17 protein-coding genes and 3 tRNA genes are annotated in these 21,282 nt (G+C 59.4%); 19 read left to right on the top strand and 1 reads right to left on the bottom strand.

The window, feature by feature from the left end:
- Nucleotides 1-31 precede the first annotated feature (31 nt).
- The 17 genes from iscA (at nt 32) to Ga0074115_RS05500 (ending at nt 17,057) form a co-directional block, all read left to right on the top strand.
- Nucleotides 32-355, top strand: a complete 324-nt coding sequence (iscA, locus tag Ga0074115_RS05580; RefSeq protein ID WP_057954966.1) for an iron-sulfur cluster assembly protein IscA — start codon at nt 32-34, stop codon at nt 353-355.
- Nucleotides 356-419: 64 nt separating this feature from the next.
- A complete protein-coding gene (hscB, locus tag Ga0074115_RS05575; RefSeq protein WP_057954965.1) occupies nt 420-965 on the top strand; it encodes a Fe-S protein assembly co-chaperone HscB in 546 nt (181 codons plus the stop codon).
- A 24-nt stretch (nt 966-989) separates the two neighbouring features.
- Nucleotides 990-2,861 (top strand): Fe-S protein assembly chaperone HscA, encoded by a 1,872-nt coding sequence (hscA, locus tag Ga0074115_RS05570; RefSeq protein WP_057954964.1) that lies wholly within the window; start codon nt 990-992, stop codon nt 2,859-2,861.
- Nucleotides 2,862-2,882: 21 nt separating this feature from the next.
- Entirely contained in the window at nt 2,883-3,221 is a 339-nt protein-coding gene (gene fdx / locus Ga0074115_RS05565) for an ISC system 2Fe-2S type ferredoxin (protein WP_057954963.1), read from the top strand.
- Nucleotides 3,222-3,235: 14 nt separating this feature from the next.
- Nucleotides 3,236-3,436, top strand: coding sequence for a Fe-S cluster assembly protein IscX (iscX, locus tag Ga0074115_RS05560; protein WP_057954962.1), 201 nt, complete (start codon nt 3,236-3,238; stop codon nt 3,434-3,436).
- A 159-nt stretch (nt 3,437-3,595) separates the two neighbouring features.
- On the top strand, nt 3,596-5,029 hold the full coding sequence (locus Ga0074115_RS05555; protein WP_232432920.1) for a cation:proton antiporter: 1,434 nt from the start codon (nt 3,596-3,598) through the stop codon (nt 5,027-5,029).
- A 74-nt stretch (nt 5,030-5,103) separates the two neighbouring features.
- Entirely contained in the window at nt 5,104-5,709 is a 606-nt protein-coding gene (locus Ga0074115_RS05550; protein WP_232432919.1) for a molecular chaperone, read from the top strand.
- 95 nt (nt 5,710-5,804) lie between these two features.
- The gene (gene parC / locus Ga0074115_RS05545; RefSeq protein WP_057954959.1) at nt 5,805-8,054 is read left to right on the top strand and encodes a DNA topoisomerase IV subunit A; all 2,250 of its coding nucleotides are present in this window, start codon (nt 5,805-5,807) and stop codon (nt 8,052-8,054) included.
- A gap of 81 nt (nt 8,055-8,135) precedes the next feature.
- A tRNA-Leu gene (locus Ga0074115_RS05540) sits at nt 8,136-8,220 on the top strand.
- Between the two features lie 94 nt (nt 8,221-8,314).
- Nucleotides 8,315-9,601 (top strand): trigger factor, encoded by a 1,287-nt coding sequence (gene tig, locus Ga0074115_RS05535; protein WP_057954958.1) that lies wholly within the window; start codon nt 8,315-8,317, stop codon nt 9,599-9,601.
- A gap of 130 nt (nt 9,602-9,731) precedes the next feature.
- Entirely contained in the window at nt 9,732-10,373 is a 642-nt protein-coding gene (gene clpP, locus Ga0074115_RS05530; protein WP_005963017.1) for an ATP-dependent Clp endopeptidase proteolytic subunit ClpP, read from the top strand.
- A 148-nt stretch (nt 10,374-10,521) separates the two neighbouring features.
- A complete protein-coding gene (clpX, locus tag Ga0074115_RS05525) occupies nt 10,522-11,799 on the top strand; it encodes an ATP-dependent Clp protease ATP-binding subunit ClpX (protein ID WP_005963020.1) in 1,278 nt (425 codons plus the stop codon).
- 215 nt (nt 11,800-12,014) lie between these two features.
- On the top strand, nt 12,015-14,456 hold the full coding sequence (gene lon / locus Ga0074115_RS05520) for an endopeptidase La (protein ID WP_057954957.1): 2,442 nt from the start codon (nt 12,015-12,017) through the stop codon (nt 14,454-14,456).
- Between the two features lie 174 nt (nt 14,457-14,630).
- On the top strand, nt 14,631-14,903 hold the full coding sequence (locus Ga0074115_RS05515; RefSeq protein WP_057954956.1) for an HU family DNA-binding protein: 273 nt from the start codon (nt 14,631-14,633) through the stop codon (nt 14,901-14,903).
- Nucleotides 14,904-14,914: 11 nt separating this feature from the next.
- A tRNA-Val gene (locus tag Ga0074115_RS05510) sits at nt 14,915-14,990 on the top strand.
- A 5-nt stretch (nt 14,991-14,995) separates the two neighbouring features.
- A tRNA-Asp gene (locus Ga0074115_RS05505) sits at nt 14,996-15,072 on the top strand.
- 71 nt (nt 15,073-15,143) lie between these two features.
- A complete protein-coding gene (locus Ga0074115_RS05500) occupies nt 15,144-17,057 on the top strand; it encodes a SurA N-terminal domain-containing protein (RefSeq protein WP_057954955.1) in 1,914 nt (637 codons plus the stop codon).
- 84 nt (nt 17,058-17,141) lie between these two features.
- On the opposite strand, the gene Ga0074115_RS05495 is transcribed toward Ga0074115_RS05500, so the two are convergent.
- Nucleotides 17,142-17,918: an enoyl-ACP reductase FabI gene (locus Ga0074115_RS05495; RefSeq protein ID WP_057954954.1), complete on the bottom strand. Its 777-nt coding sequence runs from the start codon at nt 17,916-17,918 to the stop codon at nt 17,142-17,144.
- 173 nt (nt 17,919-18,091) lie between these two features.
- Between Ga0074115_RS05495 and Ga0074115_RS05490 the strand changes: the two genes are divergently transcribed.
- Together Ga0074115_RS05490 and Ga0074115_RS05485 are read left to right on the top strand one after the other, a co-directional pair.
- A complete protein-coding gene (locus Ga0074115_RS05490) occupies nt 18,092-20,284 on the top strand; it encodes an ABC transporter substrate-binding protein (RefSeq protein WP_057954953.1) in 2,193 nt (730 codons plus the stop codon).
- Nucleotides 20,281-21,258 carry an ABC transporter permease gene (locus Ga0074115_RS05485; RefSeq protein WP_057954952.1) on the top strand — a complete coding sequence of 326 codons (978 nt, stop codon included), beginning with the start codon at nt 20,281-20,283 and terminating at the stop codon, nt 21,256-21,258. Before Ga0074115_RS05490 ends, Ga0074115_RS05485 begins: the two co-directional genes overlap by 4 nt.
- The last annotated feature ends 24 nt before the right edge of the window (nt 21,259-21,282 follow it).

The following is a 21,282-nucleotide window of genomic DNA, read 5'->3' as shown; positions in this document are numbered from 1 at the left end:
CCTGTGATCGATAACCCTGCGGAGTAGCAAGATGGCAATCACTATCACAGAAGCCGCTGCCAAGCGGGTCGAGGCATTCCTCAGCAACCGTGGCAAAGGCATTGGCATCCGTCTGTCAGTGCGCACCTCCGGCTGTTCCGGTATGGCTTACGAGATGGAATTTGTTGATGAACTCAACGACGATGATGTGGTGTTCGAGGACGCAGGCGTCAAGGTGGTGATCGACCCGAAGAGTCTGGTTTATCTGGACGGCACCGAGGTCGACTTCGCCAAAGAGGGCCTTAACGAGGGCTTCAAATTCAACAACCCCAACGCCAAAGGTGAGTGCGGCTGCGGCGAAAGCTTCACCGTTTGAGGTCACTCCAGTTGGAACAGGAGCCTAAGAGTCCGGCTGCCTAGGGCAGCCGGCTTTTTTCGATATGCTGGATCTTTCGAAAAACTATTTTGAACTGTTCGGGCTGCCGGTGGGCTTCATCGTTGATGTTGATTCGCTGGCGGAACGCTATCGCGACCTGCAAAGGGTGATGCATCCGGACCGCTTTGCCAACGCAACTGATCAGGAACGGCGGCTCTCGGTGCAGGGCGCGGCACTCATCAACGAGGCCTTCCAGACCATCAAAGATCCGATTGCCCGTGGTGCCTATCTACTCTCGATGCATGGCATCGAGATGGATATGGAGAAAGAGACCACCATGGACGCGGCCTTTCTGATGGAACAGATGGAGCTGCGTGAAGAACTGGAGCAGGCACGCAGCCAAGCAGATCCTTACGACGCGGTGTTCGATCTGCGCGGGCGCATCAACAAAAAGATCAATACCCTGGTCGGGCAGATGGCGGTGCAGTTCGAGAGCGCCACCCCTGAACAGCTGGAAGCGAGTCGGGAGATCCTGCGCAAGATGCGGTTTTTGCAGCGCTTGCGGGCCGAGGTCGAGGCCGCGGAAGCTGAGATCGAAGACGCACTCTGAACATCATTGGACTGAAACTGAATCATGGCACTATTGCAGATCGCCGAACCGGGCCAGGCCCAGGCACCCCATCAGCACCGGCTGGCCGCCGGTATCGACCTGGGCACCACTAACTCGCTGGTCGCCAGCGTGCGCAGCGGCAGGGCAGAGACCCTGGCCGATTCCGAGGGGCGCCACCTGCTGCCTTCCGTGGTGCGCTACAGCGATGAGGGGATCAGCGTCGGCCATGCAGCGAAGGCGCAGGCGGCGCAGGATCCATTCAACACCATCGCTTCGGCAAAGCGTCTGATCGGCCGTGGCGTGGAGGAGATCAAGACCCTCGGCAGCCAGCTTCCCTACCAATTTGTTGGCACTGAGACGGCGGTGCCGCGGATCCGCACGGTGGCTGGTGATGTATCGCCGGTTGAGGTTTCCGCCGAGGTGCTTAAAGTGCTGGCGCAGCGCGCCGAGTCAACCCTCGGCGGTGATCTTACCGGGGTGGTGATTACCGTCCCCGCCTACTTCGACGAAGCGCAGCGTCAAGCCACCAAAGATGCCGCCAGACTGGCCGGTCTGAATGTCTTCCGGCTGCTCAACGAACCCACCGCCGCGGCCGTTGCCTACGGACTCGACAAGGGGGCCGAAGGGTTGCACGCGATCTACGACTTGGGTGGTGGCACCTTCGACATCTCCATTCTGCGGCTGCACAAGGGGGTCTTCGAGGTGCTGGCCACCGGTGGTGATTCGGCCCTTGGCGGTGACGACTTCGACCGTGTAGTGGCGGAGTGGATGATGCAGCAGGCGGGCATTCAGGACAGCGCGGACCACCGCCAGATACGTCGTCTGATGCGCGACGCCTGTGCCGCCAAAGAGGCCCTGAGCGAAGCGGATGCGACTGAGATCGAGCTTGAACTGGCGGATGGTACACATTGGCAGGGCCGGCTTGAGCGCGAACAGTTCAACGCGCTGGTCGAACCGCTGATCAAAAAGACCCTGATGGCCTGTCGCCGGGCGCTGCGCGATGCGGGCGTCGAACCGGAGCAGGTCAAAGAGGTGGTGATGGTGGGCGGTTCTACTCGGGTACCGCGGGTGCGCGAGCGGGTTGGCGAACTGTTTGGTGGTGAGCCGCTGGTCGATATCGACCCGGATCGAGTGGTGGCGGTGGGGGCGGCGATCCAGGCCGACATCCTGGCCGGCAACAAGCCCGATGACGAGATGCTGCTGCTCGACGTGATCCCGCTCTCGCTCGGCATCGAGACTATGGGTGGGCTGGTGGAGAAGCTGATCAACCGCAACACCACCATCCCGGTGGCCCGCGCCCAGGAGTTCACCACCTTCAAGGATGGCCAGACGGCGATGGCGATCCACGTACTGCAGGGTGAGCGGGAGCTGGTCAGCGATTGCCGCTCCTTGGCGCGATTCGAGCTACGCGGTATCCCACCGATGGTGGCTGGCGCGGCGCGCATCCGCGTCACCTTCTCGGTGGATGCGGATGGCCTGCTCAGCGTGATGGCGGTGGAGCAGAGCAGCGGGGTGCAGGCACAGATCGAGGTCAAACCCTCCTACGGGCTGACCGATAACGAGATCGAAAGCATGCTGCGCGCCTCTATCGACCATGCCGATGATGACAAACAGGCGCGTGCTCTGCGTGAGCAGCAGGTGGAAGCGGATCGGGTGATTGAGGCGCTGGAAGCAGCGCTAGCCGCAGATGGCGAGCGGTTGCTCGATAGTGACGAGCGCGCCACCATCGATGCCGCCCTGCAGCAGCTGCGTGACCTCTCCCGCGCCGATAGCCTGGCCGAGATTAAGCAGGCGATCTCTGCGCTGGAGAGGGCCTGTGGCTTCTACGTCGAGCGGCGCATGAATCAGAGTATCCAGCAGGCGATGGCTGGCCACAGTGTTAATGAATTTGAGTGAGTTTCAGCAGGAGAAGCCGTAATGACCCAGTTGATCTTCCTGCCCCACGAAGAGATCTGCCCCGAGGGCGCCGTGATCGAGGCGGAGCCGGGCACCACCATCTGCGATGCAGCCTTGGCCGGCGGCATCGAGATCGAACACGCCTGCGAGAAGTCTTGTGCCTGCACCACCTGCCACGTCATCGTGCGTGAGGGTTTCGACTCCCTGGAGGAGTCGAGCGAGGAGGAGGATGATCTGCTCGACAAGGCCTGGGGGCTGGAGCCGGAGTCGCGCCTCAGCTGTCAGGCGCAGGTGGGGGAGGAAGATCTGGTGATCGAGATCCCCAAATACACCATCAACATGGTCTCAGAGAGCCACTGAGCGAGGAGCATGTCATGGGACTGAAGTGGATCGATATCCAGGATATCGCCATCGAGCTGGACGAGGCCTACCCTGAGGTGGACCCGACACAGGTCAACTTTGTCGACCTGCGCAACTGGGTGATGGCGCTCGATGACTTCGACGATGACCCGGAGCACTCCGGCGAAAGGATCCTCGAGGCGATCCAGGCGGCCTGGATCGAAGAGCGGGAGTAACCCTCCCCCTGGCGACAGGGTTCCGCCGTTCTCTATCTCTCCACACTGTGCACCTCTTTGTTTCCATTAAAGTGGTCGGCCTGACCTTGTAGTAAACTGCCAGTAACGATGGTTCCTCTGCCGCAGACCTTTTCCGCTGCGGCGTGAATGAGGGGTGTGATGGTCGCTGAGCCGAATATCGCTACAGGTCTCTCGCATGGTGACCCGGTGGCGCCAGTGATCTTTGGCGTCACCCTGATCCTGATCGCGGCACTGATCGGACGCTACACGGCACGCCAGTTGAAGCAGCCCTCGGTGCTGGGTGAGCTGGTGATGGGGGTGGTGCTGGGCAATCTGCTGCACTTCGCCGGCTTCGAGCTGATGAGCGTGTTGCGCGAAGGGGTTGGCTGCACCGAGTTGTCGGGTCTGGTGATGTCGGGGTTGTCGCTGGAGCAGGCGGTGCAGCAGCTGGTCGGGCCTGAGTATGCCGCTGGCTTCCTGCAGGTGGTGAGCGGCCCGCATGGGCGCGAGTATCTGTCGGTGGCCCAGGCGGTGGATGTCTTCTCCCGCTACGGCGTGATCTTTCTGTTGTTCCATGTCGGTCTGGATACCTGCGTGGCGCAGCTGCAGCGGGTCGGTGGGGACTCTCTGCGGGTGGCGCTGATTGGCGTACTGGCTCCCTTTGCGCTCGGCTTTCTAGTCACCTGGTGGCTGACGCCGGATGCCCCCCACACTCAGCATATGTTTCTCGGCGCGACGCTGGGTGCCACCAGCATCGGTATCACTGCCCGGGTATTGCAGGATCTCGGCCAGAGTCGCTCCGGGGTGGCCCAGGTGGTTGTCGGTGCGGCGGTGATGGACGACGTGCTCGGTCTGGTGATGCTGGCGATCGTCTCCGGCATCGTGGTCACCGGCAGTGTCGAGTTGGATGAGGTCCTGCGTATCATCCTGTTGGCGAGCCTGTTTATCGCCAGTGTGCTGCTGCTCGGGCCGCATATTATCCGCACCCTGATCCGCCTGCTGCGGCACATGGAAGTGGTGGAGGCGAAGCTCTTCATCCCGTTTGTGTTTGTCATGACGCTCGCCTGGCTGGCCAATCTGGTGGGTCTGGCGACCATCGTTGGTGCATTCGCCGCTGGCCTGTTGATGCTCGACAGTCACTTCCAGGCCTGGGGCGACTACCGTAAGCACAAATACTCGATCAAGGAGCTGTTCGCGCCGTTGGAGGCGATTCTGGTGCCGATCTTCTTTGTCCTGATGGGCATACAGGTGAAGCTGGAGAGCTTTCTCGATCCGCAGGTGCTGCTGCTCTCGGCAGGACTGACCCTGGTGGCGGTGCTCGGCAAACTGGTGGCAGGTCTGGGTGTGATGGGGGCTGATCGCAGGCGTTTGGCGGTGGGCATTGGCATGATGCCACGGGGTGAGGTGGGGCTGGTGTTTGCCTCCATCGGCATCAGTCTGAATGTGATCGACAAGGCGATGTTTTCGGCGGTCTTGATGATGGTGATGGTGATGGTGACGACCCTGGCCACCCCGCCGCTGTTGAAGTGGGCGCTGGGAGACTCTACAGAAGGCAAGGGCCCGGATCGCTCGGTCGGCAAGCAGTGCCAGTAGGGCTTGCGGATTGTCATTGTCGATGATGCGCGCACCTGTTCTGATCTTCTGATCAAAATCTTTGGTCTGCCGTCATGTGTATCACCCCGCTAACATCCTTCAACCAGCAAGCGCATCGGGATCCGACCTGGTGGGATCGGGTCTGCTGGTCTCCCTTGTCGCTGCTGAGTCTGGAGGGGGTGCTGGGGTTTTCTCTTGCGGTTTGGGCCGGGCTGAGCCTGGAGCTGGCGCCGCAGGCCTTCAACCTGCTCTATGGGGTGTTGCCCTTTTTTCTGTTTGGCCTTTTGCTGCAGCATTATCCACGCTGGCTGAGAAGTCGGGCGGTGGCACAGCTGCGCTTCTCCGTGATCGGCCTGCTGCTGCTGACGGCACAGCTGTTCTGGTTACTCAACGCCTGGGAACTGGTCGGGCTGCTGCCCTATCTGATCACCCTGTCAGCCGCCTGGTATCTGCTGCTGGATGGTCTGCGACAGCTCTATCGCCTGGCGCCGGGCAACGGCTATCGGCACGAGCGCTGGATCAATCACGCCCTGGGGCTCGGCGCTCTGCTGTTTCTGCTTGGGGGTGTGGGTGGCTTGAGCGGTGAGTTGGCAGTGCTTCGGCTGTCGATTCTGCTCGGTCTGGGACTGTTTCTGCTGCCGACCCTGCTTCTGCTCTGGCTGCGCTTGCGGCTGAGTTGATTCCCCTGCGTATTCCCTAATTCTGGGGCATTCCGTATTATCTCCGGCTGTTTCGGGCCCTTTGGCCCTTTATGACTGGAAGAAAAGCTGCCCAGATGAGCGATACCATCGATCAGAGCCTGGAAGGGGTGGAGCGCCTGCCGCTCAGCCGTTTCACTGAGAAGGCCTATCTCGACTACTCCATGTACGTCATCCTCGACCGTGCCCTGCCGCACATCGGCGACGGTCTCAAGCCGGTGCAGCGACGCATCGTCTACGCCATGTCGGAGCTGGGACTGAGCGCGGCGGCCAAGTTCAAGAAGTCGGCGCGCACCGTGGGTGATGTGCTCGGCAAGTTCCATCCCCACGGTGACTCTGCCTGCTACGAGGCGATGGTGCTGATGGCGCAGCCCTTCTCCTACCGCTATCCGCTGGTGGATGGGCAGGGCAACTGGGGCTCGCCGGACGATCCAAAATCCTTCGCCGCGATGCGTTACACTGAGTCGCGCCTCACTCCCTATTCACAGGTGCTGCTCTCTGAGCTGGGCCAGGGCACGGTGGAGTGGCAGCCGAACTTCGACGGCACTCTGCAGGAGCCGTCGCTGCTGCCGGCACGCCTGCCCAATGTGTTGCTCAACGGTTCCACCGGTATCGCGGTGGGCATGGCTACCGACATCCCGCCGCACAATCTACGCGAGGTGGCCGCCGCCTGCGTGCATCTGCTGGAGTCGCCCAAGGCGAGCCTCGATGATCTGCTCGACCACATCAAAGGGCCGGACTACCCCACCGAGGCGGAGATCATCACCCCGCCGGCGGAGATCCGCAAGATCTATGTCAGCGGCAAGGGCTCGATCCGCATGCGCGCCCGCTATGAGCGCGAACAGGGCGAGATCATCGTCACTACGCTGCCGCACCAGGTCTCCGGGGCGCGGGTGCTGGAGCAGATCGCGGCGCAGATGCAGGCGAAGAAACTGCCGATGGTGGAGGATCTGCGTGATGAGTCGGATCATGAGAGCCCGACTCGGCTGGTGATCGTGCCGCGCTCCAATCGGATCGATGTAGAACGGCTGATGTCGCATCTGTTCGCCAGTACCGACCTGGAGCGCAGCTACCGCGTCAATATCAACCTGATCGGCACCAATGGTCGCCCTGAGGTGAAGGATTTGCTGAGCCTGCTGCGGGAGTGGCTGGCGTTTCGCACCGCGACGGTGACCAGGCGGCTGCAATATCGGCTTGATCAGGTGCTGGATCGGCTGCATCTCCTCGAAGGTCTGATGATCGCCTACCTCAATATCGACGAGGTGATCGCCATCATTCGCAATGAGGATGACCCTAAGGCGGAGCTGATGCGCCGCTTTGCTCTCTCCGAGCGGCAGGCCGAGGCGATCCTCAACCTGCGGCTGCGCCATCTGGCGAAGTTGGAGGAGTTCAAAATCCGTGGCGAGCAGGATGAGCTGGAGCAGGAGCGCGACTGGCTGCAGAAGACCCTCGGCTCCAAGCAACGTCTGCGCACCCTGATCCGTAAGGAGATCGAGGCCGATGCGGAACGGTTTGGTGACGAACGCCGCTCTCCTATCGTCGAGCGCGCGGCGGCGGAGGCACTCTCCGAGACCGATCTGAGCCCCAGCGAGCCGATTACGGTGGTACTCTCGGAGAAGGGTTGGGTGCGCGCCGCCAAGGGGCATGAGATCGATCCCGCCGGGCTCAGCTACAAGGCGGGTGATCACTATCTCGCTGCGGCGCAGCTGCGCAGCAACCAGGCGGCGGTGTTTCTCGACTCCAGCGGGCGCAGTTACGCGCTGCCGGCACATACCCTGCCGTCGGCGCGCAGTCAGGGTGAGCCGCTGACCGGTCGCCTTGCGCCGCCGGTGGGGACCAGCTTCTGTGCGGTGCTCGGCGGTGATGCCAAACAGTGGTATCTGCTCGCCTCGGATGCGGGCTACGGCTTCCGTGTACAGCTCGAGGCGATGCAATCGAAGAACAAGGCAGGCAAGGTGCTGTTGACTCTGCCGAAGGGGGCGAAGGTGCTGCCGCCGCTACCGGTGCATGATCCGGATGGTGAGCGGGTGGTGGCGATCACCAATGAGGGTCGTATGCTGGTCTTCCCGCTGGTGGAGTTGCCCGAGCTGAATCGCGGTAAGGGCAACAAGATTATCAGTATCCCGCCGAAGCGAGTGGCGTCGCGCGAGGAGTTTGTAATTGCCCTGGCGGTGGTGCCGGCAGGGGGCGCGCTTACTGCTTATGCGGGCAAGCGCCATATCACCCTGAAGCCATCCGATCTTGATAGCTATCAGGGTGAGCGGGGACGTCGTGGCAACAAATTGCCGCGTGGTTTCCAGAGGGTCGACCGGATCGAGCCCAGCTGACGATCCTGGTGTGACTTCCGGCGTGGAAGCGCTGTCAATATGTGGATATAATGCGCGATTCTACGCCGGAAGTGCGAATATGCGAAAGTGGCGGAATTGGTAGACGCGCTGGATTTAGGTTCCAGTGGGGCAACCCGTGGGAGTTCGAGTCTCCCCTTTCGCACCAAATTTATCATAATCCCGGTTACGGGGTTCGATCTGAATTCAACTTAGAGACTTTAAAATTGTGAGGTGGCCTGCGCTGCCAGGAGACGAGATTGATGCAAGTATCGCTGGAATCTGGGGAAGGTCTGGAGCGGATCCTCTCTGTGGAGTTGCCTGCTGAGCGGGTCGAGGAAGAGGTAAGCAGACGCCTGGAAGAGATCGGTCGCACTGCCCGCATGGATGGTTTTCGTCCTGGCAAGGTGCCGATGCGGATGCTGCGCCGTCAGTATGGTTCTCAGGTGCTGCAGGAGGTCTACGGCTCGCTGGTGGAGTCGAGTTATCAGGATGCGCTGCAGCAGCAGAACCTCAACCCTGTTGGTCCGCCGAAGATTGAGCCCAAACAGAGCGATGATGAGAGTGTCTTCGCCTATACCGCGACACTGGAGGTGATGCCGGAGATCGAGCTGGCAAAGATCGAGGGCAAGGTTACCCGCCCGGTGGCCCAGGTGGTCGACCAGGACGTAGAGGATATGATCGAGAAGCTGCGTGGGCAGCGCATCAGCTGGAATCCGGTGGAGCGCGCCGCGGCAGAGCAGGATCAGGTCAAAATCAACTTTAAGGGCATCATGGATGGTGAGGCCTTCGATGGTGGCAGCGCCAATGATGTGCCGCTGGTGCTGGGTTCCAACAGCATGATCGACGGTTTTGAATCCGGCTTGATCGGCGCCCTGGCCGGTGAGAGCCGCACCCTGGAACTCAAATTCCCTGAAGACTACCGGGTGGAAAAGCTGGCGGGTAAGCCTGTAACCTTTGAGGTGGACGTGATCGAAGTGGCTGAGGCGATACTGCCTGAGCTCGATGATGCGTTCGCCAAAGAGTTCGGTTCCGACGAGGGTGTGGAGAAGCTGAAGAGCGATATCCGCGAGAATATGGAGAACGAGCTGAAGCAGCGAATCAAGGCGCGTCTCAAAGAGCAGGCGATGGACCTGCTGATCGAATGCAATGAGCTGCACGTGCCGACGGCGCTGGTGGACGAGGAGATCGACGCGCTGCGTAATCAGACTCGCAGTCGCCTGCCTGCCGGTTCCTCCTCCATGGAGCTGCCACGCGACATGTTTGAGTCTCAGGCCAAGCGCCGGGTCGGGCTAGGACTGCTGATCGCGGAAGTGATCAAGAAGAACTCGATTAAACTGGATGACGAGCGGGTTCGTCAGACCATCGAGGAGTTCGCCGCCAGCTATGAGCAGCCTGAGGAAGTGATCAAGCACTACTACGCGAATCAGGAGCAGCTTGCCGCAGTACAGAATGTGGTGCTGGAAGATCAGGTGGTCGACTGGGTCATGGAGCAGGCTGATGTTGTCGATGAGCCGACAAATTTTGCGGAGCTGACCGCGGAAAGCTGATCCGCCGAGCTGGCAACAGGCCAGGTTTTGGGGCGGGAGGATTGTGCTGAAGCCTGGTCTTTGGGATGGCACCACCATCCCCTGCAGAGCATAGGGTAATGGGCCTGTCGGCCCTAAGGATTTCGAAGAGATGACCGATATACAAAACATGGGTGGAGTGGATACACAGAATCTGGGTTTGGTGCCGATCGTCATTGAACAGACGGCGCGAGGCGAGCGATCCTTCGATATCTATTCGCGCTTGCTGAAGGAGAGGGTGATCTTCCTGGTGGGTCCGGTGGAAGATAACATGGCCAACCTGGTGGTGGCGCAGCTGCTGTTTCTTGAATCCGAGAATCCGGACAAGGATGTTCACCTCTATATCAATTCACCGGGCGGCTCGGTTACAGCAGGCATGTCAATCTACGACACCATGCAGTTTATCCGCCCGGACGTCAGTACTATGTGCATCGGCCAGGCTGCCAGTATGGGTGCGTTGCTGTTGACGGGTGGGGCGCCTGGCAAGCGTTATTGCCTGCCCAACTCACGCATGATGATCCATCAGCCGTTGGGTGGTGTTCAGGGGCAGGCGTCGGACATCGAGATCCACGCAAAAGAGATTCTGTTGCTGCGCGAGAGACTTAACGAGATCTTGGCTCACCATACCGGGCAGTCGCTGAAGCAGATTGCAGCGGATACGGAACGTGATAATTTTTTGGGTGGTGAAGATGCTGTTGCCTACGGCCTGATCGATCAGGTGTTGGCGCAGCGCAGCCTGGCAGCGGGCGAATAGAGGGTGTGGCTTCCTCAGTTACTCCGAATTTGTCTGGATGAGTCAGTTTGTGGCGTGCTACCTTGCCATCAGGTTTGGGTTCGATATGATTAGGCATGCTCGGGAGAACGGGATGCGGACCAGTAAACTCTCGCAGGAGATTGTATAGATGAGCGGCGACAAGAACGGTAAGAACGACGACGGTAAACTGCTTTACTGTTCATTTTGCGGCAAAAGCCAGCATGAAGTGCGGAAGCTGATCGCTGGTCCATCAGTTTTCATCTGCGACGAGTGTGTCGAACTTTGCAACGACATCATTCGTGAAGAGATGCATGAGTCTGGCGAGAAATCCTCAGATAGCCTGCCCCGTCCTCACGAGATCAATAAAACCCTTGATCAATACGTCATCGGCCAGCAGCGCGCAAAAAAGGTGCTCTCGGTGGCGGTCTACAATCATTACAAGCGTCTGGAGAGCCTCGGCAAAGAGAGCGATATCGAACTTGCCAAATCGAATATCCTGCTGATCGGCCCCACCGGATCAGGCAAAACTCTGCTGGCGGAGACGCTGGCGCGCCTCCTCGATGTACCCTTCACCATCGCGGACGCGACCACCCTGACAGAAGCAGGCTATGTGGGCGAGGATGTTGAGAATATCATCCAGAAGCTGTTGCAGAAGTGCGATTATGATGTAGAGAAGGCGCAGACCGGCATTGTCTACATTGATGAGATCGATAAGATCTCCCGCAAGTCTGACAATCCTTCCATCACCCGGGACGTCTCCGGCGAGGGTGTGCAGCAGGCGCTGCTGAAGCTGATCGAGGGTACAGTCGCCTCGGTGCCGCCCCAGGGCGGGCGCAAGCATCCGCAGCAGGAGTTCCTGCAGGTTGACACTTCCAATATCCTGTTCATCGTCGGCGGTGCCTTTTCGGGCTTAGAGAAGGTGATCAAAGATCGTTCGGAGAAGGGAGGTATTGGGTTCTCCGCTGAGGTCCACAGCAAGGACGAAGCGCGTTCGGTGGGCGAGATCATCGTTGATGTGGAGCCGGAAGATTTGATTAAATATGGGCTGATTCCTGAGTTTGTCGGTCGTCTGCCGGTGGTCGCGACCCTCCAGGAACTGGATGAGGATTCGCTGGTAAAGATCCTCACCGAGCCAAAGAATGCGCTTACCAAACAGTATGGGCGGCTGTTCGAAATGGAAGGGTGCGAACTTGAGATCCGCGCGGACGCTCTGCGCGCCATCGCAGGCAAGGCGATGGAGCGCAAGACGGGTGCGCGCGGCCTGCGCACCATCCTGGAACAGGTGCTGCTCGACACCATGTATGACCTGCCCTCTATGGATAATGTCTCCAAGGTGGTGCTGGATGAATCGGTCATCGCTGGGGAGACGGAGCCGCTGATGATCTACGGCGGAGGGGAACAGCAGCAGATTGCCGCTTCTGACTGATCTTAAAAGTTCTCCGGTGGGTGATTTGAGCTCGCCGGAGGGTTTTTATGCTTGAATTTTCCCCGGACACCCCAATTCTATTCGTACGTTGTATGGCAAACGCTGGCAGTAGCTTGCCGTTGCTGGTCTGCCGTTGATCTATCCATCACAGACGCCATGGCCCCATCACAGTGGTGGCTGGGTGGAATCCGTCTGTCTATTGGGGGCATGCCTTAATGGCCCAAGAAGAGAAGAGTTCTGGAATGACTGAACACTCAATGAATATCGTTCCTGTGTTGCCGCTGCGGGATGTGGTGGTCTACCCACACATGGTGATCCCCCTTTTTGTCGGACGAGATAAATCGATCCGCGCGCTTGATGCCGCCATGCAGAGCAACAAGCAGATCCTGCTGGCAGCGCAGAAGAGCGCTGATGTGGATGATCCCGAAGTAGGGGATATGTATGGCATTGGAACACTCGCAAATATCCTGCAACTGCTGAAATTGCCGGATGGCACGGTAAAGGTGCTGGTGGAGGGGGGTGAACGCACCAGGGTCGTTGAGTTTGTCTCAACTGACGACTATTTTACCGCGCAGATTGAGAGCCTCGGTGATGAGCTTTCGCTGGAAGAGCGGGAGATAGAGGTGCTGATGCGTTCTGCCACCTCCCTATTTGATCAGTATGTGAAGCTCAACAAAAAGGTACCGCCCGAGGTGCTGACCTCGCTCTCAAGCATTGATGAGCCGAGCCGCCTTGCCGATACCATTGCCGCCCACATGTCGCTCAAGTTGGAAGAGAAGCAGCATGTGCTTGAGATGCCCGATGTGCGTGAGCGCCTTGAGCATCTGATGGGTTTGATGGAGGGCGAAAACGACATCTTGCAGATGGAAAAGCGTATCCGAGGCCGGGTCAAGCGGCAGATGGAGAAGAACCAGCGCGAGTACTATCTGAACGAGCAGATGAAGGCGATCCAGAAGGAACTGGGGGATCTGGATGAGGCGCCCAACGAGGTCGAGGAACTCAGCAAGAAGATCGATGAGGTTGGAATGACCAAGGAGGCCAGGGAGAAGGCCCAGGCGGAGCTGAACAAGCTCAAGCTGATGTCACCGATGTCGGCTGAGGCCACCGTGGTGCGCAACTACATCGACACCTTGGTTGGGCTGCCCTGGAAAAAACGTTCTAAGATCCGTAACGACATTGGACGCGCAGAAAGCGTGTTGGAAGAGGATCACTACGGACTGGATAAGGTCAAAGAGCGCATCCTTGAATATCTGGCGGTGCAGCAGCGGGTGCGTAAGTTGAAGGGCCCGATCCTCTGTCTGGTTGGGCCGCCGGGTGTCGGCAAGACCTCACTCGGGCAGTCCATCGCCCGCGCCACCAACCGCAAGTTCACCCGTATGGCTTTGGGTGGGGTGCGTGATGAGGCGGAGATCCGAGGTCACCGACGCACCTATATCGGCGCGCTTCCCGGCAAGATCATCAACAATCTCAGCAAGGTGGGGACGCGCAATCCGTTGTTTTTGCTCGATGAGATCGACAAGATGGCGATGGATTTTCGCGGCGATCCCGCCTCCGCGTTGCTGGAGGTGCTCGATCCAGAGCAGAATCATACTTTCAACGATCACTACCTCGAGGTCGATTTCGATCTCTCCGAAGTGATGTTTGTGGCCACCGCCAATACTCTGAATATCCCACCGGCGTTGCTGGATCGCATGGAGGTGATCCGTCTCTCCGGCTACACTGAAGACGAGAAAGTCAACATCGCGGAGCGCTATCTGGTGCCGAAGCAGATGGAGAACAACGGACTCAAGCCGGATGAGATGGTATTTCGTGAGGCGGCGGTTCGCGATATCGTGCGCTATTACACCCGCGAGGCGGGGGTACGTAACCTGGAGCGCGAGGTCGCCAAGGTCTGTCGCAAGGTGGTCAAGGAGATCCTGCTAAAGAAGCCTGCAAGTAAGATCACAGTCACCCCCAAGCGGTTGGAGTCCTACTTGAGCGTGAAGCGTTTTCGCTACGGACGAGCAGATGATCACGACGAGGTCGGACAGGTGATCGGTCTGGCCTGGACAGAGGTGGGTGGCGAACTGCTGCGCATCGAGGCGGCGCTGATGCCGGGCAAGGGGCGGCTGAGCCATACTGGCCAGCTCGGTGAGGTAATGCAGGAGTCTATCCAGGCAGCGATGACGGTGGTGCGCAGCCGGGCGAAATCCCTGGGTCTGGAGAGCAGCTTCTACCAGAAATATGATATCCACATCCATGTGCCGGAAGGCGCTACGCCGAAGGATGGTCCGAGTGCCGGCATCAGCATGTGCACCTCACTGGTCTCAGCGCTGACTGGTATCCCGGTACGGGCAGATGTTGCGATGACTGGTGAGATCACCTTGCGGGGCGAGGTGCTGCCGATCGGTGGACTCAAAGAGAAGCTGCTTGCCGCGCATCGTGGTGGTATCGTAACGGTGGTGATCCCGGAAGAGAATGAACGGGATCTGGTGGAGATACCGAAGAATATCAAACAGAATCTCGTGATCAAGCCGGTAAGGTGGATCGATGAGGTGCTGGAGATTGCGCTTGTGGAGATGCCCAGCCGGTTGAATGGCGAGGCGGAAAGCGTAAAGAAATCTACCGAGAGTGAAGAGCCGTTGGGGCAAAAAACCTCTGATGTGACGACCCATTAAGTGTTGTTTGAAGTGCCGGAGGGCGCTCGGTTTAGAGGAATCCGTTGCTTGACACGATTTCCGGCAGTGGGTATAAATTCCCGGCGATTCGCGGCCCAACAAATGGGGCGTCACACAGATAATTTGGATCCGGTAAATAATTAAGCCGGAAGCCAGTATGGGGGAAAGCGATTAATGAACAAGACCGAACTGATTGAGTCAATAGCGGACGCGGCGGATATATCCAAAGCTGCGGCCGGGCGTGCACTGGAGGGTATGGTGGAAGCCATCACTGAGACACTGAAGAGCGGAGATCAGGTCTCGCTGGTTGGCTTTGGGACCTTTTCGGTCAAGGAGCGTGCGGCACGTCAGGGACGCAACCCTCAGACCGGCGAAACCATCCAGATTGCCGCCTCCAAGACCCCTTCATTTAAGGCTGGCAAAGCCCTTAAGGATGCCGTAAACTAGCGCGCCTCTTGGGGTGCTTAGCTCAGCTGGGAGAGCATCGCCCTTACAAGGCGAGGGTCGCAGGTTCGATCCCTGCAGCACCCACCAAATTCGGAGCGGTAGTTCAGTTGGTTAGAATACCGGCCTGTCACGCCGGGGGTCGCGGGTTCGAGTCCCGTCCGCTCCGCCAACATCGTGAAACGGGGTATCGTCTTGATACCCCGTTTTTGTATCCAACATTCGGACCAGATCTGATTCATTATGTTGCAAGCAATCAGGGATAAAGCGCAAGGCTGGATCGCCTGGGCGATCGTCATTCTCATCAGTATTCCTTTTGCGCTTTGGGGCATCCAGGAGTACCTCGGTGCAGGCGCTGAGCCTGTGGTTGCTAGTGTGAATGATGAAGAGATCACTGAGCGTGATCTCGACCAACGCTTCAACACCTTCAGGCAGCAGCTGCGCGAGCGCCTCGGCGCCGCCTACAAGCCGGAGATGTTTGATAACACACGGATGCGTGCCGAAGTCCTGCAGGAGATGATCCGGGGCAGTTTGCTGCGTCAGGTCTCCCACGACATGGGGCTGCGAGTCGGCGACCAGCTGATTAGATCGGCTATCCTCGGTATCGAAGCGTTCCAGGTCGACGGGCACTTTGACAAGGCGCTCTATGAGCGTGGGGTTCGCCTGCAAGGTACTAGTGAGGCGGGCTTTGAACAGCGCGTGCGCCAGGCCCTGCTCTCTGAGCAACTCTCCCAGGCGGTGCAGAATAGCGTGTTTGCTACCCAACGCGAGATCGAAGAGCTGATACGTCTGCGCAACCAGACCCGCGATGCTGCCTACTTCACGCTGCCGGTCGCTGATTTCCTCTCAGATGAAGAGATCCCTGCCGACTCGGTGGAGAGCTACTATCAATCCCACCAGAACGAGTTTCTCGCACCTGAGCAGGTCAAGATCGAATACTTGCTGCTGAGCGCTGAGGCGATAGCGCCGACCCTGGACGTGCAGGAAGAGGCGTTGCGCGGCTACTACGAAGCCCATCTCGAGAGCTACGGCCGACCCGAACAGCGTCGTGCCAGCCATATCCTGGTTCAGGTGGCGCAGGATGCAGATGAGGCGACCGTGGCTGCGGCAAAAGAGAAGATTGCGAGCCTGCGCCAGCGGGTTGAAGCTGGTGAGGCATTTGCCGATCTGGCCAAGAGCGAATCGCAAGATCCGGGCTCGGCGGCTGCCGGCGGTGATCTCGGTTTCTTCGGCAAGGGCATCATGGATCCCGCTTTCGAGTCGGCCACTTTCGCGCTCAAGGAGGGCGAGCTGAGCGAGGCGGTGCGCAGCAGCTTCGGTTTTCACCTGATCAGACTGTCTGAGATCAAGTCGGGTGATGTGAAGAGCTTTGAAGAGGCACGCCAGGAGGTGGAGTCGGCCTACCGCAAGGCAGAGGCGGAGCGACTCTATTTCGAGTATGCGGAGCGTCTGGCCGATCTGAGTTATGAAGATCCATCCAGCCTGGAACCGGCCGCCAGCACGCTCGAACTGAAGATCGAGCAGAGTGACTGGCTCACTCGCGATGGCGGTGCGGGTGTGCTGAGTTCGCCCAAGGTGATGGCTGCTGCCTTCTCAGAAGATGTGCTGGTGGAGCACAACAACAGTGAGGTTATAGAGCTCGATCAGACTCGTTCGTTGGTGTTACGCGTGGTCGATCATCAGGAGGCCAGTCTCAAGGCGATGGATGAGGTCAAGGCGGAGATCATTGAAACGATTCGCCAACAGCAGGCGGCAGAGAAGGCAAAGGCTGAGGCCGAGAAGCGTCTCGCCCAACTGCAGGCGGGCGAATCGATAGAGGCAGTTGCTGGGGACTACTCCACCAAGCAGCTGAGTGGGGTCAAGCGCAGCGAACGTGGTGTTCCCTACAGCTTGCTGAGTGATATTTTCAGTGCCCCGCGTCCCAAGGATGGCAAGCCAACATTAGGTATCACCAGGCTCGGCAAGGGCGACTATGCGGTCTATGCACTTAGTGCGGTGAGTGACGGCAACGTCAAAGTTGCCGACGAGGCGGCGAAACAGCGCGAGATCGACAACCTGAAACGGCTGCAGGGGCGCAGTGACTTCAATCATCTGCTGCATGATCTGAAGGGGCGGGCGAAGATCGCGATCACGCTCCAGACGGAGGCGACGCAGTAGGCCTACGATTAGGGTCTCAGACGAGATCCTGAGGAAAAGCCGCACGACCTTATCCGGGTCCGTGCGGCTTTTTTTATAGAAGGATCAGGCGCTGCCGAGGATGTGGTAGCCGGAGTCGACATAGAGCACTTCGCCGGTGATGCCGGAGGCGAGATCGGAACAGAGGAAGGCGGAGGCGTTACCCACTTCCTGGGTGGTGACATTACGCCGCAGTGGCACCTTCTTCTCCGCTGCGTCGAGCATGCTCTTAAAGTCCTTGATGCCGGAGGCGGCGAGGGTGCGGATCGGCCCGGCTGAGACCGCATTGACGCGGATCCCCTCCGGACCCAGCGAGTCGGCCATGTAGCGCACGACGGCCTCCAGGCTCGCCTTGGCCACGCCCATCACATTGTAGTTGGGTACGGTGCGCACTGCCCCGAGGTAGCTCATGGTGATCAGCGCTGCGTTGCGCCCCTGCATCATGGCGCGGCCCGCCTTGGCCAGGGCGGCGAAGGAGTAGGCGCTGATGTCGTGGGAGAGGGCGAAGCCTTCGCGGGTCAGATTGTCGAGGATGCCGCCCTCCAGATGGTCGCGGGGGGCGAAGGCGGCGGAGTGGACGATGCCGTCGAGGCCATCCCACCGCTTACTCAGTTCATCGAAGACCGCCGTGATCTGCTCGTCGCTGGTCAGGTCCAGCGGCAGCACGATATCGGAGCCGAACTCAGTGGCCGCCTTCTCAACCCGCTTCTTCAGCTTGTCGGTCTGATAGGTGAAGGCGAGCTGCGCACCCTCGCGGTGCATCGCCTCAGCCACACCCCAGGCAATGGAGCGGTTGCTGGCAACGCCGACGATCAGAAAACGTTTGTCTTGTAAAAATCCCATGGAACGATTCCTTGGTGGTGTCATCAAAAAGAAACGCGGATAATGCGGGCTACCGCGTGGGCCTGTGCCGCATCCCGGATCTCACGGATCGGCGACGCAATGGCTCAGGCGAAATAATAACGGCGTAAGTTACCGGAAACTCAGCAGATAAAAAAGAGCAGGCACCCGGAGAGATGCAGAGATCGGCTTGGCAATGGCAATGGGGATGGATCGGGATAGCGCTGAGCCTGTTGTTGTCACTGTCCGGTTGTGGTGAGAACCCTTGGAATAGTCCCTACCGAAGCGGTGATGCGGCCGCTCCGGTCCTCTACAGCTCCTTCTCCGAACGTCCCAAGCACCTCGACCCGGCACGCTCCTACAGCTCCAACGAGTATGCCTTTATCGCGCAGATCTACGAGCCACCGCTGCAGTACCACTTTCTCAAACGGCCGTACCAACTGATCGCGCTGACCGCGGACGGCATGCCTCAGGTGAGCTATTTTGATGCGGCTGGCCGGGAGCTGTCGCCTGATACCCCGGCGGAGCAAGTCGCCTTCAGCCTTTATACAGTAAGGATTCAGCCCGGCATCCGCTACCAGCCCCACCCCCTGTTCGCCACGGATGAGTCAGGCGCCTATCGCTACCATCAGCTGAGCGAGGCGCAGCTAGAGCAGATCCATACCCTCGACGATTTCGCCGAGAGCGGCAGCCGCGAGCTGACCGCCGCCGACTACATCTACCAGATCAAACGCCTCGCCTTTTCGCGCTTCCACTCGCCGATCGCCGGCAACATGGGGGAGTACATTGTCGGTTTCAACGCGCTGACAAAACGGCTGCGCGAGGAGGAGCACCGTCTGAAGCAAGAGACCGGCCAGGACCGTCCCTATCTCGATTTGCGCGAGTTTGAGATGGCAGGGCTGAAACAGCTCGATCGCTACACTTACACCATTCGCATCAAGGGTAAGTACCCGCAGCTGCTCTACTGGATGGCGATGCCCTTTTTCGCCCCGATGCCCTGGGAGGCGGATCGCTTCTACGCCCAGCCGGGGTTGTGGCAGCGCAACATCAAACTCGACTGGTATCCGGTGGGAACAGGTCCCTTCATGCTGGCAGAGAACAACCCCAACCTGCGTATGGTGCTGGCGCGCAACCCCAACTTCCACGGTGAACGCTATCCGAATGAGGGCGAGCCGGAGGACCGTGCCGCTGGGCTGCTGGATGACGCAGGCCGGTCTCTGCCGCTGGTGGAGCGTGCGGTCTACAGCCTAGAGAAGGAGACCATCCCCTACTGGAACAAATTTCTGCAGGGTTACTACGATACCTCCGGCATCTCCTCCGACAGCTTCGATCAGGCGGTGCAGTTCAGTGACCAGGGCGATGTGGGGCTTACTGACGCGATGCGCGAGAAGGGCATCCAGTTGACCACCGCGGTGCAGAGTTCCACCTACTATTTCGGCTTCAATATGCGTGATTCGGTGGTGGGTGGCGACTCCGAGCGGGCACGGCTTCTGCGCCGTGCCATCGCCATCGCTGCCGACTACGAGGAGTTCATCTCGATCTTTGCCAACGGTCGTGGGGTGCCCGCCCAGGGGCCGATTCCCCAAGGAATCTATGGTCACCGACCGGGTGTGGCGGGGCATAACCCCTATGTCTATGAAGTGCGCGATGGCAAGATCAGGCGTCGTCCCATCGAGCAGGCGAAGGCGCTGATGGCGCAGGCGGGCTACCCGGGCGGACGTGACCCGCAGACCGGTAAGCCCTTGGTGCTCAACTATGATGTGGTGGCCACTGGCCCCGATGACAAGGCGCGGATGAACTGGTGGCGCAAGCAGTTTGCCAAGCTCGGCATCCAGCTAGTGGTGCGCAGCAGCGACTACAACCGATTTCAGGAGAAGATGCGCAAGGGCACAGCACAGATGTTCAGCTGGGGCTGGAACGCCGACTATCCTGACCCGGAGAACTTCCTGTTTCTGCTCTACGGTCCCAACGCCAAGGTGAAGGGGGAGGGCGAGAACGCCGCCAACTACGAGAATCCCGAATTTGACCGCTTGTTCAATCAGATGAAGAACATGGACAATGGCCCCGAGCGGCTCGCCATCATCGATCTGATGGTGGAACTGCTGCGCCGCGAGGGTCCCTGGCTCTGGGGGTATCATCCCAAGGCGTTCTCCCTGCATCACGCCTGGTATCACAATGTGAAGCCCAACCTGATGGCCAACAACACGCTCAAGTACAAGCGCCTCGAACCGGCGCGACGGGTCGAAAGCCAGCGCGCCTGGAACCCGCCTGTGCTCTGGCCGGTGATCACTGGATTGCTGATCCTACTGATCTCGCTGGTGCCGGCGGTGGTGCTGTTCCGCCAGCGTGAGCGGAGTGCCGCCCGATGATTGCCTACATCATCCGCCGCATGCTTTATGCGATCCCGATCCTGATTGGCGTCAACGTCATCACCTTCGCGCTGTTCTTTGTAGTCAACTCACCGGACGACATGGCGCGCATGAACCTGGGCACGAAGCGGGTCACCCCACAGGCGATCGAACACTGGAAGGCGGAGCGGGGCTATGACAAGCCGCTGCTGATCAATAGCCAGGCCGGTGGTATCGAAGTCGTTACTGACACGATCTTTTTCCAGAAGTCGTTGAAGCTGTTCCAGTTTGAATTCGGCGCCTCCGACTCAGGCCGTGACATCGGCTACGACATCTCCCAGCGGATGTGGCCGAGCCTAGCCATCGCTCTGCCGGTGCTACTGGTGGGGCTGGCGCTCAACATCACCTTCGCGCTGCTTATTGCCTTTTTTCGCGCCACCTATATCGATCTTTGGGGGGTGGTGATCTGCGTCGTGATGATGTCGATTTCGTCGCTCTTCTACATCATCGGTGGCCAGTATCTGGTGGGTAAGCTGCTACATCTGGTGCCGATCTCCGGCTACGATCCCGGTATGGGGGGGCTGAAGTTTCTGATCCTGCCGGTCATCATTGGCGTGATCGGCGGCATCGGTGCTGGCACCCGCTGGTATCGCACCCTGTTCCTCGAGGAGATCAACCGCGACTATGTGCGCAGCGCCCGCGCCAAGGGGTTGAGTGAGCAGTGGGTGCTGTTCGGCCACGTCTTTCACAACGCCCTGATACCGATCCTCACCGGCGTGGTGGTGGTGCTGCCACTGCTGTTCATGGGCAGCCTGATCACCGAGTCCTTCTTCGGCATCCCCGGGCTCGGCAGCTACACTATCGACGCTATCAGCCGTCAGGACTTCGCTATTGTGCGCGCCATGGTGTTCCTTGGCTCGGTGCTCTACATCATCGGCCTGATCCTCACCGATATCTCCTACACTCTCGTCGATCCGCGGGTGAGGTTGCAGTGATGGATTTGCATAACCTGTTTGATC

The sequence above is a fragment of the endosymbiont of Ridgeia piscesae genome, assembly GCF_001443665.1.
GTDB lineage: Bacteria > Pseudomonadota > Gammaproteobacteria > Chromatiales > Chromatiaceae > Endoriftia > Endoriftia persephonae.
This window is presented reverse-complemented; position numbering and strand designations above follow the sequence as displayed.